This is a genomic window from Sphingomonas sp. J344, assembly GCF_024700005.1.
GTDB lineage: Bacteria > Pseudomonadota > Alphaproteobacteria > Sphingomonadales > Sphingomonadaceae > Sphingomonas.
The window spans coordinates 2,014,903-2,029,629 of the sequence record NZ_JAJONB010000001.1; the positions used below are offsets into that span (position 1 = coordinate 2,014,903).

At 66.3% G+C, this 14,727-nt stretch carries 11 protein-coding genes and 4 pseudogenes; 7 read left to right on the forward strand and 8 right to left on the reverse strand.

All coding sequences use genetic code 11. From position 1 onward, the window contains the following. Positions 1–57 precede the first annotated feature (57 nt). The 6 genes and pseudogenes from LRS12_RS10255 to LRS12_RS10280 all read left to right on the forward strand — a co-directional run bounded on the left by LRS12_RS10255 (position 58) and on the right by LRS12_RS10280 (position 5,015). Positions 58–996, forward strand: coding sequence for a TonB-dependent receptor domain-containing protein (locus tag LRS12_RS10255; protein WP_257844493.1), 939 nt, complete (start codon positions 58–60; stop codon positions 994–996). 39 nt (positions 997–1,035) lie between these two features. Then, a complete protein-coding gene (locus LRS12_RS10260; RefSeq protein WP_257844494.1) occupies positions 1,036–2,304 on the forward strand; it encodes a polysaccharide lyase family 1 protein in 1,269 nt (422 codons plus the stop codon). Positions 2,305–2,351: 47 nt separating this feature from the next. After that, positions 2,352–2,645 (forward strand): annotated as a pseudogene (locus tag LRS12_RS10265) (ThuA domain-containing protein); the annotation flags it as partial. 4 nt (positions 2,646–2,649) lie between these two features. Then, a pseudogene (locus LRS12_RS10270) lies at positions 2,650–3,000 on the forward strand (ThuA domain-containing protein); the annotation flags it as partial. A gap of 39 nt (positions 3,001–3,039) precedes the next feature. After that, on the forward strand, positions 3,040–3,435 hold the full coding sequence (locus LRS12_RS10275) for a cupin domain-containing protein (protein WP_374581278.1): 396 nt from the start codon (positions 3,040–3,042) through the stop codon (positions 3,433–3,435). Beyond that, on the forward strand, positions 3,432–5,015 hold the full coding sequence (locus tag LRS12_RS10280; protein ID WP_257844495.1) for a pectate lyase: 1,584 nt from the start codon (positions 3,432–3,434) through the stop codon (positions 5,013–5,015). Before LRS12_RS10275 ends, LRS12_RS10280 begins: the two co-directional genes overlap by 4 nt. Here LRS12_RS10280 and LRS12_RS10285 read toward each other — a convergent pair. Continuing rightward, positions 5,012–6,181 (reverse strand): cytochrome P450, encoded by a 1,170-nt coding sequence (locus LRS12_RS10285; RefSeq protein ID WP_257844496.1) that lies wholly within the window; start codon positions 6,179–6,181, stop codon positions 5,012–5,014. The genes LRS12_RS10280 and LRS12_RS10285 overlap by 4 nt on opposite strands. Before the next feature lie 25 nt (positions 6,182–6,206). On the opposite strand from LRS12_RS10285, the gene LRS12_RS10290 reads away from it, so the two are divergent. Beyond that, complete coding sequence (locus tag LRS12_RS10290; protein WP_374580751.1) at positions 6,207–6,791, forward strand: TetR/AcrR family transcriptional regulator; 585 nt, start codon at positions 6,207–6,209, stop codon at positions 6,789–6,791. Here LRS12_RS10290 and LRS12_RS10295 read toward each other — a convergent pair. The 7 genes and pseudogenes from LRS12_RS10295 to LRS12_RS10325 form a co-directional block, all read right to left on the reverse strand. Continuing rightward, positions 6,776–8,321: pseudogene (locus LRS12_RS10295) on the reverse strand (carboxylesterase/lipase family protein). The gene LRS12_RS10290 and the pseudogene LRS12_RS10295 sit on opposite strands and share 16 nt — an antisense overlap. Further along, positions 8,318–9,331, reverse strand: a complete 1,014-nt coding sequence (locus tag LRS12_RS10300) for a sugar kinase (protein WP_257844498.1) — start codon at positions 9,329–9,331, stop codon at positions 8,318–8,320. The pseudogene LRS12_RS10295 and the gene LRS12_RS10300 overlap by 4 nt, the downstream one beginning before the upstream one ends. Positions 9,332–9,444: 113 nt before the next feature. Further along, positions 9,445–10,199, reverse strand: a pseudogene (gene kduD, locus LRS12_RS10305) (2-dehydro-3-deoxy-D-gluconate 5-dehydrogenase KduD). A 144-nt stretch (positions 10,200–10,343) separates the two neighbouring features. After that, the gene (gene kduI / locus LRS12_RS10310) at positions 10,344–11,186 is read right to left on the reverse strand and encodes a 5-dehydro-4-deoxy-D-glucuronate isomerase (protein WP_257844499.1); all 843 of its coding nucleotides are present in this window, start codon (positions 11,184–11,186) and stop codon (positions 10,344–10,346) included. Between the two features lie 34 nt (positions 11,187–11,220). Then, entirely contained in the window at positions 11,221–11,874 is a 654-nt protein-coding gene (locus tag LRS12_RS10315; protein ID WP_257844500.1) for an RpiB/LacA/LacB family sugar-phosphate isomerase, read from the reverse strand. A 149-nt stretch (positions 11,875–12,023) separates the two neighbouring features. Beyond that, positions 12,024–13,466 (reverse strand): glucuronate isomerase, encoded by a 1,443-nt coding sequence (gene uxaC, locus LRS12_RS10320; RefSeq protein WP_257844501.1) that lies wholly within the window; start codon positions 13,464–13,466, stop codon positions 12,024–12,026. 79 nt (positions 13,467–13,545) lie between these two features. Further along, positions 13,546–14,571: a LacI family DNA-binding transcriptional regulator gene (locus tag LRS12_RS10325; RefSeq protein ID WP_257844502.1), complete on the reverse strand. Its 1,026-nt coding sequence runs from the start codon at positions 14,569–14,571 to the stop codon at positions 13,546–13,548. Positions 14,572–14,727: the final 156 nt, after the last annotated feature.

A 14,727-nucleotide genomic window follows, 5' to 3' on the forward strand; every position in this document is an offset into this window, starting at 1 on the left:
ACCTGACCTATGAAGTCAGCGACAATTTCCAGATCCCGCGCCGCTGCCGCCAAGACGATGTCGCGGCCGCAGCTGTCGGCGCTGACGCCCGGCACGACCTCGTTCCCGACCGGCCTGACCGTCGGCGGGGCTGCGCCGTCGATCACGGTGGGCAACCCGTTCCTCAGCCCGTTCCGCTCGACCAACCTCGACCTCAGCTTCGAATATTACTGGGGCACCAACGGCTTTGTCGGGCTGGCGCTGTTCCAGAAGGACATCAGTTCCTTCCCGCAGCAGGTCGCGGGCGAGTTTACGCTGCAGGACATCTATCCGCAGGCGATCATCGACCAGATCCTGACCAACGTCACCAGCGCAACGTTGGCACAATATATCCGCGACGGCGGGGTGTTCGCGGTGCGCCAGTTCAACGACGCGCCGGGCGGCAAGATTCAGGGGCTGGAGCTCAACGTCCAGTCGAACTTCTTCTTCCTGCCCGGTTTCCTCGAGCGGTTCGGCGTCACTGCGAACTACACCTATATCAAGTCCGAGCTGAACTACCTGACCGGCACCGCGCTCTCGACGACGCAGGGGCAGACCGGATCGACGGCGGTCAATGATTTCGCGACCGCGCCCTTCCTCAACACCTCGCCGCATTCGTTCAACGCGACGCTCTATTACGAGCATGGCCCACTCAAGGCGCGCGTGTCGGGGGCGTATCGCAAGGAATATGTGAACCGCTTCCCGCTCTCTTCGGGCACCTGTGCGGTCGGCACGACGACCAATGGCGGCGGGGTGTGCAACTCGCCGGTGGTCGCGGACTTCGGGTACAATGAGGATACGTTCAACCTCGACTTCGCGATGTCCTACAAGCTGACCAGGGCGATCAGCCTGTCGGTCGAGGGGCGCAACCTGACCAACACCCCGCAGTATCGCACCATGTATCAGGCGAACCCGGTGTCGAGCAGCTATGCCAGCACCGGCCGCATCGTCACCTTTGGCGTGCGCGCAAACTTCTGATGCTGGCTGCCTTGCTGCTGATGTCTGCGGGGGACGGCCGTGCCGCTCCCCGCTTTTCCCGGCGCGGAAGGCGCGGGTGCGCTGGCGCTGGGCGGACGCGGCGGCAAGGTGCTGACCGTAACCACGCTCGCCGATAGCGGCCCGGGCAGTCTGCGCGCGGCAGTGGAGGCAAAGGGGCCGCGGATCATCGTCTTTGCGGTTTCCGGCACGATCCAGCTGCAAAAGCCGCTTACGGTCCGCGAAGGCCAGGTGACGATCGCCGGGCAGAGCGCACCCGGCGACGGCATCACGCTGCGCGATCATCCGTTGGTCGTACAGGCGGACGATGTGGTGATCCGCTTCATCCGATCGCGGCTCGGGGATGAATCGAAGACCGAATCCGACGCGATCTGGATCCGCGCGGGGCGGCGGATCATCCTCGACCATGTCTCGGCGAGCTGGTCGGTGGACGAGACGCTGTCGGTGTCGGGCAACTATGCCGAGCCGGGCGAGGGCTGGTTCGACGTCACCGTGCAATGGTCGATCATCGCGGATTCGCTGACCAGATCGCTCCACGCCAAGGGCGCGCACGGCTATGGCAGTCTGGTGCGCGGCGGGCGCGGAGCGCGGGCGAGCTTTCACCATAATCTCTGGGCCAACCACAGCGCGCGGATGCCGCGCCCGGGCAACTACGCCCCCGCGGCGAGCGATCCCGAGGGGGCGTATTTCGATTTCCGCTGCAACCTGTTCTACAATTGGGGCGGCAGCCGGTCGGGCTACAATGCCGACAAGGACAGCCTGTCGCGGTACAATTTCGTGGGCAATGCGTATGTGCGCGGGCCGCAATCGACCAAGGCGATCGCATTTCAGGAAGGCAATCCGGTCGCAAAATCCTTCTTCGCCGACAATATGATGGATGGGGTGATTCCATCCGATCCCTGGTCGCTGGTGAGCGGGATTGTCGATCCGGCGCAGAAGCTGTCCGCCCCGGTCGAGATGGCAAAGGTCGGCTGTGCCGGTTCGGCAGGGGTCGAGGCCAAGGTGCTGGCGAGTGCCGGGGCATCACGCAGCCGCGACAGCGTCGATGCGGCAGTCGTCGAGGGCGTGCGCACCCGGACCGGCCAGCAGATCGATCGCCAGAGCGACGTCGGCGGCTGGCCGGCATTGCGCAGCGGCCCCGCGCCGGTCGACAGCGACGGCGACGGCATGCCCGATGCGTGGGAGACCAAGCAGGGGCTGGACCCGAAGCGCGACGATTCCGCGGGCGATCGCGACGGCAACGGCTATACCAATATCGAGGATTATCTGAACGCGCTGGCCGTCCGCTGAGTGGACCGCTCGCTTGAAATGAGGAGAGTGACATGCGGGCGATGCTGATGCTGCTGGCGGCGATCCTGCTGGGCGGAACCACGCCCCCGCCCCCGCCCGAAGTCCTGATCTTCAGCCACACCACCGGCTGGCGGCATGACTCGATCGAGCCTGCGGTCGCGGCAATCACCAAAGCGGCGGAGGCGAAGGGTTATCGCGTCGCGGCGAGCGAAGACCCGGCGCTGTTCGACGATGCGGCGCGGGTGAAAAGCTTTGCGGCGATCGTGCTGCTCTCGACCACGACCAACCCGAAGGAGCCGGCGAGCGAGTGGTTCACAGGCGCGCGGCGCGACAATCTGGTCGCCTATGTCCGTGGGGGGCGGCGGGATCGTCGGCGTGCATGGCGCAGCGGACTCGCATTACCATTGGGACTGGTATGGGCGGATGATGGGCGCGCGCTTTGCGCGGCATCCGGCGGGGACGCCCAAGGGCGTGGTGCGCCGTGCGCCGCTCGACCACCCGGCGATCCGCGCCTTTCCCGACACCGCCGAACTGGTCGATGAATGGTATTGGTTCGACGATCTCGACCCCCGCCTGCGCCCGCTGCTGACTCTCGACCCGGCGTCGATCGGGGAGAAGGGCGTCAATCCGCGTCCGCTCGCCTGGGCGCATCGGTTCGAGGGCGGGCATGTCTTCTACACCGGGCTCGGTCACACCAAGGAAGCGTGGAGCGACCCGCGTATCCTCGCGCATGTGATGGGCGGGATCGACTGGGCGGCAAAGCGCGGCGCGCGGCCGATGGTGGTGATCGACGAGAATACGAAGCGCGTCGATGAGCCGCCGCCGCATGGTGCGATCGGCATGAGCACCGCGTGGCGGATCAGCGACGGCGTGCCGGGCCGGATGATGGAATATCGCAAGCGCGCGCTGCACAAGGGTGCTGCGATCGGCGTCCACCCGATCGGCCATGACGAGGTCTATGCCGTGGTGTCGGGCGAGGGCGAAGTGACCTCGGATGGCCAGACCGCGCGGCTCAAGCCGGGAATGACCGCCTATCTCTATGATGGCGCGCATGTCGGCATTCGACAGATCGGCGAGAAGCCATTGGTGCTGATCGTCGCCTATCCGCTTGAAGGAGTACCGCGTAAATGATCGACCGCCGCAAGCTGCTTGCAGCATCCGCCGCACTGGCGCTGACCCCCGCAGTCGCGCGCGCGCAGACTCCGTCGAGCAGCGAGATTGCCGCGACGATGAAGCGCGCGACGCGGTTCATGGTGGAGAAGCTCGCCTATCGCGGCGGCTATCTCTGGTCCTATCTGCCCGACCGGTCGCGCGTGTGGGGCGAGCTGGAAGCGTACAAGACGATGGTGTGGGTGCAGCCGCCCGGCACCGCGACGATGGGGCATCTCTATCTCGACGCGTATCATGCGACCGGCGACGACTATTATTATCAGGCCGCAGCCAGGGCGGCACAGGCGCTGATCGACGGACAGCTGCCGACCGGCGGCTGGGGTTATTTCATCGACTTCGGCGGTCCTGCCTCGACCAAACGCTGGTACGACACGATCGGCAAGAATGCCTGGCGGATGGAGGAATTCCAGCACGACTGGGGGAACGCCACCTTCGACGATCAGGGCACCGGTGAGGCGATCCGTCTCCTGATCCGGATCTATGTCGAGAAGCGCGAGCAGCGGTTCAAGCGCGGGCTCAACAAGGCAATCGAATTCATCTTCGCCAGCCAGCTCGACAATGGTGGATGGCCGCAGCGCTGGCCCCGCGTCAAGGACGGCGGGCTGCACGGCAAACCCGATTATACCGGCCTCATCACCTTCAACGATGGGGTAATCTACGACAATATCGACGTGCTGCTGACCTATCACCAGGCGATCGGCGATCCGCGCGTGCTCCCCGCGATCGAGCGGGCGATGGACATCTATCTGAAGACCCAGCATCCCGCGCCGCAGGCGGGATGGGGGTTGCAGCATCGCGCCGATTTCTCCCCGGCTGGCGCGCGGACCTATGAGCCGGAGGCGCTGGTCACGCATACGACCGCGTCGAATATCGAAGAGCTCATGCGTTTCTATCGCCTCACCGGCAATGCCAAATATTTGGCGCCGATTCCGGCGGCGCTCGACTGGCTCGACAGCGTACGGCTGCCCGAGGAATTGCGGGTAGGGACCCGGCACTTCCCGACCTTTGTCGAGATCGGCAGCAACAAGCCGCTCTGGGTCCATCGGCGTGGGTCGAACGTGGTCAATGGCGAATATTATGTCGATCACGACCCCGCGCACACGATCGGCCATTACAATCCGCGCCGTTCGGTCGATGTGGCGAAGCTGCGCCGCGAATATGAGAAATTGCGCGCGATTCCCGGCGGCCCGGTTTCGAAGGATCCGCCTTTGCTCAAGGGCCGCCAGCCGCTGTCGCCCTATTGGGTCGCTGCGGTCGAGCCCGGGTCGGACATGAATGTCGCCGGCGGCAAGAGCGTGGCCGAGCTGGTCGCGTCGCTGAACACCGAGGGCTGGTGGCCGACGCAGCTCAAGGCGATCAGTCACCCGTATCGCGGTCCGGGATCGAAGGAGGTCGCGCCGGGCGATTTCCGCTCGACCAATGTCGGCGACAGCAGCGACACGTCGCCATTCGACGTCAAGGACGGGCCGATCGGGATTTCGACCGGCACCTATATCGATCACATGGTGACCCTGATCGGGGCGCTGCGCAGCGGTTCCTAGGTGGGGTCGACGACCAGGCGGCAGTTGCGCAGCTCATAGCCCGCGACCAGCGGGTTCCAGCCAACATCGGGCGCGCGCTCCAGTCGCATGCCGGGGATGCGCAGCAACCGGTCGAGGAACACGGCGGATTCGTGCAGCGCCACGCCCGCGCCGGGGCAGCGATGCTCGCCGTCACCAAAGGCGAGGCCCGGGCCGGTGACCTTGGGCGCGCGGGTCCGGTCGGGGTCGAGCGCGTGCGGGCAGGCACCGACCGCCGCCGTATCGCCATTCGCCGCGCGGATATCGAGCGCGACGGTGCCGCCTTCCGTGTGGCGATAGAGCGTACCAACCACGGGTTCGAGCCGGAGGATTTCCTCGAGGATCGCGATCTGCCCATCGGCATCGGCGGCAAGGAACTGCGCGCGCAGTTCGGGCCGTTCGAGCAGATGCCAGCCCGCCATGGTGATGAATTCGCGCGTCGTGACCATCCCGGCCGCGCCATAAGTAAAACATTCGGTGAGGATATCGAGCGGGGTGTAACCCTCGCTCAACAGGTGCGAGATCACGTCCTCACGCGGCGCGGCGCGGCGTGCCTCGATCGCCGGTTTCACGTCCCTGGCGTAGAAGCGCCGCATGCGCCACTGGCCGAGCAGGAAGCTCATCAGCTCTGCAATCTTGCCGCGTCCGGTCTGGAAGGTGGTGCTGAAAAATGCGTCGAGGCGGCGGCTCATGCCCGGAATGTCGCTTTCGGTCAGGCCGACAATCTCCGCCGCGACGGTCACCGCGAGTTCGAGCGACAGCCGGTCGAGATCGCCGCCGCCATCGCGCACCAGCCGTGCGATCAGCGCGGCGCTGGTACGCTCCATCAGCTCGCGATAGCGGGTCTCGACCACGCGCGGGGTAAAGAAGCGCGCGGTCCCGCCGCGCTGGCGGCGATGCGCCTCGCCATGCAGGAACAGGATCGGCGGGCGGGCGCGGCCGCGATAGCGCAGGATCACCTCGGCCTTGAACCCCGCCTGACGCGCATCCGGATCGCGCAGAACCGCGCGCACGGGATCGAAGCCGGTCAGGGTGGGCGCGTCGAGCAGTCCGCCGCGCGCCGCGCTTGCCGATTTGCGGTCGTCGCGCGCATGATCGACCGGACAGCGTCCCGCATTCGGGGCGGCGACCTGCGACGGGGCTGGCATGGCGATCTCCACATTGTGATATACTATGGATCATAAAATAGCGAAGCGCAGCGCGGTTTCAAGCGACGCGCGCGCGGTCCGGTCGCGCGTGGCGCTCCGCACGGCATTGATCGAGTTGATCGGCGAACGGCCCTTTGGCGAGATCAGTGTCGCCGCGCTGACCGAGCGTGCGGGGATCGGCTACGCGACCTTCTTCCGCCATTATCCCGATCTGGCGGCGGTGCTGGCGGAGATCGCCGACGGGCTGATCGCCGAGCTGCTCGAACTGCTGGTGCCGTTGTTGCGCGCGCGCGACGGGGCGGCGGCGATGCGCGCGCTGACTGCCGAGGTCGGGGCGCGGCGGCAGCTCGCTCACGCGCTGCTGACCGGAGCGGGGGATTCGATGCGCCAAGCGATCACGCGCCGCGCAATCGATCAGGCGATGGCCGCGCCGACCGACACGCCGGGCGGACTGCCGCGCGAGCTGGCGGTGACGCATCTGGTCGGCGCGACGCTGACGATCCTGACCTGGTGGCTTGACCGCGCGCCAGAAACGACGGCCGATGAAGTCGCGACAATCCTCGACCGGCTGGTGCTGGCACCGGTTCTGGCGGATCAGGTTCCGGGCTGAATATAGGGGATGCGGGCGAACAGCTCGCGCTGCCATTTGCGCGGGTCGTTCTCGACGCGGCTGTGCGTGTCGAAGAGCATGGTCGCGCGATCGGGCAGGGGAGTGTTTGGGCCAATCGTGCACGCCTGCGCCGTTGGGATTGCCCGTCGCCGCGAGGTTGACGAAGGCGCGCTGCATCGCCGCCGATACCGCCTGTGCGCCGGGTCCGGTACCGGAGACGGTGCCCTCCGCGCCGATCGTGCCGAACACCAGCGGGATGTCATGGGTGTGCGCCGCGCCGCGTTCGGGCGCGACCGGGGACTGGAAGTCGAGCTGATAGACCCAGGCGGGGACGCCGGCCTTTGCGCGCTCCTCGGCTTCGATCACCTGCCCGCGCCAGCTGCGTCCGGCGGTGGTGGCGGCGTAGAAAATGTCCTGCGCCGACCAGTCGGGGAACTGCTTGCGATACTCGGCGACGACCCATTCGGGGTGGGCATCGATGCGCAGTTGCGGCGCGATGCGTTCGGCGAGGTTCGACCAGTCGAGCGTGCGGACGCTCTCGCTTTTCGGATCGATGAACGCGCGGGTCTCGTCGCGGGTGTTGCCGAGGATCAGCGGGATCGCGTTGCCCTGCGGATTGGCGTCGGGCCAGAAGGGGTGGCGGGTCAACCACTTCATGTCGAGCACGGGCCCCATATAGACCCCGCCGCCGAGGACCGGGTCCTCCGCCGCTAGACCCTCGATCAGCCTTTGTACCGGCATGCCAATCAGGTCGGCGGGGGTGGCGTTGAGCTTGGCGAGGAGTGCCTTGGCGCGCGCGGTGGCGTTCAACGGGCCGCTCGCGGTAACCTGCTGCCCGCTCATCGTGGCCGCGCGGTGGAACAGGCCCTTGGCGGCGGGCATGCCCATCAGTGTCGCGATCTTCGCGCCGCCGCCGGACTGGCCGAAGACCATCACGCGATTGGGATCGCCGCCAAAGCCGATGATGTTGTCGCGCACCCATTGCAGCGCGAGGATCAGGTCGAGCTGCCCCAGATTGCCGCTGTCGGGGAAGCGCGGGTCGAGCCGGGCGAGGTAGAGATAGCCGAGCGCATTGAGCCGGTGGTTGACGGTGACGACGACGACATCGCCTTTTTCCGCCAGCGTTGCGCCGAACACCTGCGGCTCGATGACGGTGCCATTGGAGTAAGCGCCGCCGTGGAAATAGACCATCACCGGGCGGCGGGCGTTCGGGTTGGCGGCGGGGGTCCAGACGTTGAGGAACAGGCAATCCTCGCGCTGATCGGCGATACGGCTGGATTGCGGGCAGCTGGGGCCGAAGCGTGTCGCTTGTTGCGGTTCGCGAGAGGGGGGCGGAACGGTGGCCGGCCGGAAGCGGTGATGGCTGGTGTCGTTGCCGTAGCGGATCCCGAGAAAGGCCGCCACGACCCCATCGCGCCGTCCGTGCCAGCGACCGGTTCGGCCCGTTGCGATCGGATCACCCTTGGCGAACGCGGCGGAGGGCAGGGCGAACGTCGCCCCAGCCCCCAGCAGCGTCCGCCGGGCAATCACCGGCGCACGTCCAGTCCGCCTTCGAGGAAGGCGTCGATGTCCGCTTGGCGGAACAGGGAGGCGTCGCCCGGCAGCGAGTGTTTGAGGCAGGTGAGGGCGAGGCCCGAGGCGACGGTCGCCTCCAGATCCTGACCCGACAGCACGCCGTGCAGGATGCCCGCCGCGAACGCGTCGCCGCCGCCGATCCGGTCGACGATCCCCGCAACGACGACCTCGTCGGTCTGGTAACCGCGCTCACGCGTATCGACGCGCGCGGCGATGCGATGGCGGTCGGCGTCATCGACATGGCGCGCGGTCGAGGCGATGCGCTGGAGGTTGGGGAAGGCAGCGAAGGCAGCTTCGGCGGCCTCGCGGCGGCGGTCCGCGCCGTCGCCCGAAAAGCTCTTGCCGAGCAGCAGCGAGACGTCGCGGTGGTTGCCGAACATCGTGTCGGTCAGGCTCACAAGTTCGGACAATACGCCACGCGGATCGCTGTCCCATGCTTCCCACAGGCGGGCGCGGTAATTGCCGTCGAAACTGACCGCGACGCCCATCTCTTTCGCGGTCTTTGCTGCGGCAATTGCTGCAGCCGCCGTCGCGGGACCGAGCGCGGGGGTGATGCCCGAAAGGTGCAGCATGGACGCGCCGTCGAGAATGCTGCGCCAGTCAAAGGCGTCGGCGGGCGCGGTGGCAAAGCTCGATGCGGCACGGTCGTAGACGATGTCCGATGCGCGGAGGCCAGCGCCGACCGAAAGGAAGTAGAGACCCATGCGCCCGTCGCGCAGCTGGACGCCCCGCGTATCGACGCCCTGTCCGCGCACGAAGCGGATCGCGGCCTGGCCCAGCGCATTGTCGGGCACCGCGCTGACCATCGACACGGCGTGGCCGAGATTGGCGAGGCCGATCCCGACATTTGCTTCGGCGCCCCCGACATGCACGTCGAGGCTGCCCGTCTGGAGCATGAGTTCGCGCCCCGGCGCGGTCAGGCGGAGGAGGAGTTCGCCGAAACAGACGATATGGCCGTGGGTCAAGTCGGTCTCCCTAGGGGGTCAGTTTGCCGGACCACCTAGCCCAAAGTGTCATGCCGGTTAAAGCCGAGTTCGGCTTGTTCGGCCCATACCAAAGCTCGCGGCGTGCGTCGGGGTCAGCGTGCCAGCCAGCCGCCATCGACGGCAAGGATATGGCCCTGCACATAGTCCGACGCGGACGAGGCGAGGAACACCGCCGCGCCGCCCAGATCGGCCGGATCCCCCAGCGGCCTGCGGGAATCCGCTCCATGATCTGGCGGTTGCGGGTTTCGTCCTTTTGCAGCGCATCGGTATTGTTGGTCGCGATGTAGCCCGGCGCGATCGCGTTGACCGTGATGCCCTTGCTCGCCCATTCGTTGGCCAGCAGCTTGGTCAGCCCGCCGACGCCGCTCTTCGACGCCGTATAGCTCGGCACGCGGATGCCGCCCTGAAAGGTCAGCATCGATGCGATGTTGATGATCTTGCCCCCGCCATTGGGGATCATGTGCCGCGCCGCGGCCTGGCACAGGAAGAACACCGACTTCAGATTGGTGTCCATCACCGCGTCCCAGTCTTCTTCGGTGAAGTCGACGCTGTCGTTGCGGCGGATGATGCCGGCATTGTTGACGAGGATGTGCAAGCCCCCAAGCTTATCCACAGTTTCATCCACAATCCTGCCCACAGGCTCGATCGTCGACAGGTCGGCGCTGATGATCTCCGCCTTGCGGCCCAGCGCGCGGACCTTTTCGACCGTCTCGGTCGCGGCCGAACGGCCGACCGCGGCGATGTCTGCCCCCGCCTGTGCCAGCGCGAGCGCGATGCCCTGGCCGATGCCGGTATTGGCACCGGTGACGACCGCGACGCGGCCGGTGAGATCGAAGGGGTTGGTCATTTCAACTCTCCTCCCCTCCCTGAAAGGGAGGGGTCGGGGGTGGGTGCGCGGCGCGGAGCGTCGCGCGTGTCGCGGGCGGTGTCGGCCGAGCCTTGCGGCTCGGCATCCACCCCCAGCCCCTCCCTTGCAGGGAGGGGAGCAAGTTTACGCCAGCTGGCAGATGTCCAGCACGTTCATGTCGGTATAGTCCTGATTCTCGCCCGCCATCGCCCAGATGAAGGCGTAGGATTTAGTCCCCGCGCCCATGTGGATCGACCAGGGGGGCGAGATCACGGCTTCCTCATTCTGCATCACGATGTGGCGGGTCGCCTCGCCCTCGCCCATGAAGTGCATCACGCGGTCGGTGTCCGCATTGTCGAGCTCGAAATAGAAATAGATCTCGCTGCGGCGCTCATGGATGTGCGGCGGCATGGTGTTCCACACGCTGCCTTCCTTGAGCACGGTCAGGCCCATCACCAGCTGCGCGCTGTCGCACACGCCGGGAATGACCAGCTGATAGATCGACCGCTCGTTGGATTCGGCGAGGCTGCCGCGGTCGAGCCGGTTGGCGTCGGCGATGCCCAGCTGGCGCGTCGCATATGCCTGATGCGCCGGGCAGGAGACGAGATAGAAGCGTGCACCCGCACCGGAGAATTGCACGTCCGCCGCACCCATCGTCACGTAGAGGCAATCCTTGTTGCCCAGCGTGAAGGTTTCGCCATCGACGGTGACGACACCCTCGACTGCGCCGACATTGACGATGCCCAGCTCGCGCCGCTCGAGGAACGGGTGTCCCGCTGCCGAGGGCGGCTCGCTCTGGTCGGGCAGCTTGATCGGGGCCGAGTCAACCAGCACCCCGCCGATCACCATGCGATCGGCGTGGGTGTAGTACAGCACGCATTCTCCGGCACGGAACAGGTCCGTGATCAGGTAGCGGTCGCGCAGCTCGTCGTTCGACACGCACTCCATCATGTCGGGGTGGGTGGCGTAATAGGTGCGGTCGAACATGGACTCTCCGTTGCGAGCTATGCGGCGAATGGGATCAGGCGAGCGCCGGTTCCGCGGTCACGCTCTTGAGATAGTCGGCGATCGCCGCGTCCTGGCAGTTGGCGTAGAACAGCTCGGCGAACTTCTCGCCCGCGATCGCGGCGCGCAGCAGGTCCTGATCGACATTCTTGAGCACGGTCAGCATGTCGTGGCAGGTCGTCGCCTTGAGATCGGCGAGGATGCCGCGGTTCTTGCGCATGATCTCGGCGCGCTCCTTGGGGTAGCCGAGGCCACGCTCGCCGTCGAACAGCTTGCGGTACACATCCTGCAGGTTGAGCTCGGCCGCCCAGCCAAAGCCCTTGGCATAGGGCATCGAGATGGCGTTGCCGTCGTTGATCTGGCCGAACAGGAAGGCGTCGGTCGGGTCGATGACCAGCCCGCAGAACACGCCCGGCATCGCGTTGCACGCGAGCATCGACCCCATGCCGGTGCCGCAGCCGGTGACGACAAAATCCGCCGCCTTCGAATTGAGCAGGATGCCGGCGAGCAGGCCGTTCATGACATAGGTCAGCGATGCGCTGTCGTCGGCCGAATACATGCCGTAATTGAACACCTGATGCCCCAGCGGCTCGGCCACGGCGGTCAGCGCGTCGTGGATGATGCCGTTCTTGGCGGCCTGGCTGTTCTCGGTGATCAGCGCGATCTTCATGGTCTCAAATCCTCTCCAAATGCGGGACGCCGGGGCGGCGGCACGACTCCGGCCGCAGGGCGCACACCTTAAACGACGATGGCAATGGCTTCTAGGTAACCGGTGTCAAGTTTCGATGCAAGTTGTCTTGCAACTTTGCGTGTGAGCAATCAGGCGACCTGCGCCGCCGGCGCGAAATTGTCGAGCCGGTACGCCTTGCGCACCAGCGTCGAGGTCAGGTCATGGGCGAGTTCGGCGGCTTCCCAGTCCTGCATCCGCCCTTCGGCGACGAGGCGGGCGAGGAAGGCGCAATCGACCCGGCGCGCGACATCGTGCCGCGCCGGGATCGACAGGAAGGCGCGGGTGTCGTCGTTGAACCCGACGGTGTTGTAGAAGCCCGCTGTCTCGGTCGTCATCTCGCGGAACCGGCGCATTCCCTCCGGGCTGTCATGGAACCACCAGGCCGGGCCGAGCCGGAGGCAGGGATAATGGCCGGCGAGCGGCGCGAGCTCGCGCGCATAGGTCGATTCGTCGAGCGTGAAGAGGATGATCGTCAGGTCACGTTCGTTGCCGACCACGTCGAGCATCGGCTTCAATGCCCCGACATAGTCGGTGCGCGTCGGGATGTCGGCACCCTTGTCACGGCCATGGCTGTGGAACAGCTGATGATTGTGGTTGCGGCACGATCCGGGATGGATCTGCATCGTCATGCCATCCTCGACGCTCATCTTCGCCATTTCGGTGAGCATCTGCGCGCGGAACAGTTCGGCATCGGCGGGGGTCCATTTGCCCCCGATGATGCGGCCGAACAGCGCCTCGCATTCCGCTGTCGACAGGTTGGCGGTTTGCGCGGTCGCGAAGCCGTGGTCGGTCGCGGTCGCCCCTGCTGCGCGGAAATCGGCGCGGCGTTTGCGATGCGCGGCGAGATAACCCTGCCAGCTGTGGACGTCCTCGCCGGTCAGGTCGGCGAACGCCTGCATCGCGCCGTCGAACGCCTCATGCTCGACATCGATCACCGAATCGGGGCGATAGGTGGTTACCACGCGCCCATGCCAGCCGGATCTGCGGATCGCGGCATGATGGTGGAGCGGATCGTCGGCGCCCTCGGTGGTGGCGAGGAAGTCGATCCTGAACCGGTCGAACAAGGCGCGCGGGCGATAGGCCGGCGTCGCCAGCGCATCGGTGATCATATCGTAATAGTGATCCGCGGTCGCCGCGCTCAGCAGCCGGTCGATCCCGAACACCTCGGCAAACACATGGTCGAGCCACATGCGCGACGGGGTGCCGCGGAACAGATGGTAGTTGCTCGCGAACACCCGCCACGCGCTACGCGGATCGGTCGCCGGGACGACGCCATCGCGACGCGGCACGCGCAGCGCGTCGAGGTCGACGCCCTGGCTGTAGAGCATGCGAAACACATAATGATCGGGCGCGAGCAGCAGTTCGGTCGCATTGTCCCACGCCGCGTCGGTCGCGAACCATGCCGGGTCGGTATGGCCATGTGGGCTGACGATCGGCAGCCCGGCGATCTCGCGATACAGCGACCGCGCAATGCCGCGCATCCCGGGATCGGACGGAAACAGCCGGTCGGGGTCGAGGGTCAAAGCGTGCACGGGCGTCCTCTCGCTGGCTTTGCGGCTTCGGTAATCGGTGTCAGCGGCGCGATCAATGCGACCTTTGGCTAGGCTAGCATTATTCGACGGGTGGGGCGACCGACGCGCGGCGGATCAGGGTGGATACGAACAGCGATTCCGCCGCTTCCTCATCCGCATCCTCGGCGGTGCCGATGAGCTTCAGGGCGGCGGCGCGGGCCATCGTCGCGATCGGCCAGCGCACCGTGGTGAGCGGAGGCCAGAGATAGGAAGCGATGGTGGTGTCGTCGAAGCCAACGATCGAGAGATCGCGCGGCACGTCCAGCCCGCGCTGGCGCGCGGTGTGCAGCACGCCGGCTGCCATGGCGTCGTTGGAGCAGAACACGGCGGTTGGACGCGGCGACAGGTCGAGCAAGCGCTCGGCCGCCCGCATCCCCGATTCGAACGTATAGTCGCCCTGGGCGATCAGGGTGCGCTGAATCGGCAGATCGGCTTCGTCGAACGCGGCCTCGTAACCCTGGCTGCGTTCGAACGCCGACCGGAACCCGTGCGGACCGAGGACAAGACCGATGCGACGATGGCCCATCTCGATCAGGTGCCCGACCGCGCCGCGCACCACTTCGCGGTCGTTCGATGCGACCATGTGCGCGGGGTCGTCGAACGACGCTGAGCCCATGCGAACGTAGCGGGTGCCAATCTCGGTGCACAATTCGGCGATCGAATCATTCTCACTGATCGGCGGCAGCAGCATCACGCCATAGGGCCGCTGTCGTTCGAGGAAGCGCCGGATATCGTCGAGCATCGTCGGCGATCCGCGATCGACCGGGTGGACGATCAGTTCGAACTCGGTATCGCGCAGCACCTCCAGCAACCCCTGCTGGACGTTGAGCACCATGTGCGGATTGGGGTTGTCGTGGATCAGGCCGATCAGGAAATTGCGGCGCAGCGCCAGCGCGCGCGCCTGCGGGTTCGGCACATAGCCGATCTCGGCGATCACCTTCTCCACCCGCTCGCGCGTCTCCTCGTTGAGCAGGGGTGAGCGGTTGATGACGCGGCTGACGGTCTTTTTGGAAACCCCGGCGAGCCGCGCGACATCGTTGATCGTCGCCTGAGCGCTTTTCTTCATGACCAGTGCATAGCGCGCAACCGGCCCCTAGCCAATCGTTGCGCGGCGGCGTAGTTGACACCGGTTTCGGACGGGCCGGGAGCGTGCAATTTGGAACGGATAATCTCCATGGTCGATAACGCCGAACCGCAACCGCCTGCATTCGTGGGCGATCCG

Coding starts and splice junctions, on each gene's coding strand:
- LRS12_RS10285 (WP_257844496.1), bottom strand. CDS start 6,181: ATGCCAGCCCCGTCGCAGGTCGCCGCCCCGAATGCGGGACGCTGTCCG.
- LRS12_RS10280 (WP_257844495.1), top strand. CDS start 3,432: ATGATCGACCGCCGCAAGCTGCTTGCAGCATCCGCCGCACTGGCGCTG.
- LRS12_RS10325 (WP_257844502.1), bottom strand. CDS start 14,571: ATGAAGAAAAGCGCTCAGGCGACGATCAACGATGTCGCGCGGCTCGCC.
- LRS12_RS10255 (WP_257844493.1), top strand. CDS start 58: ATGTCGCGGCCGCAGCTGTCGGCGCTGACGCCCGGCACGACCTCGTTC.
- kduI (WP_257844499.1), bottom strand. CDS start 11,186: ATGTTCGACCGCACCTATTACGCCACCCACCCCGACATGATGGAGTGC.
- LRS12_RS10290 (WP_374580751.1), top strand. CDS start 6,207: ATGGATCATAAAATAGCGAAGCGCAGCGCGGTTTCAAGCGACGCGCGC.
- LRS12_RS10275 (WP_374581278.1), top strand. CDS start 3,040: ATGGGCGGGATCGACTGGGCGGCAAAGCGCGGCGCGCGGCCGATGGTG.
- LRS12_RS10315 (WP_257844500.1), bottom strand. CDS start 11,874: ATGAAGATCGCGCTGATCACCGAGAACAGCCAGGCCGCCAAGAACGGC.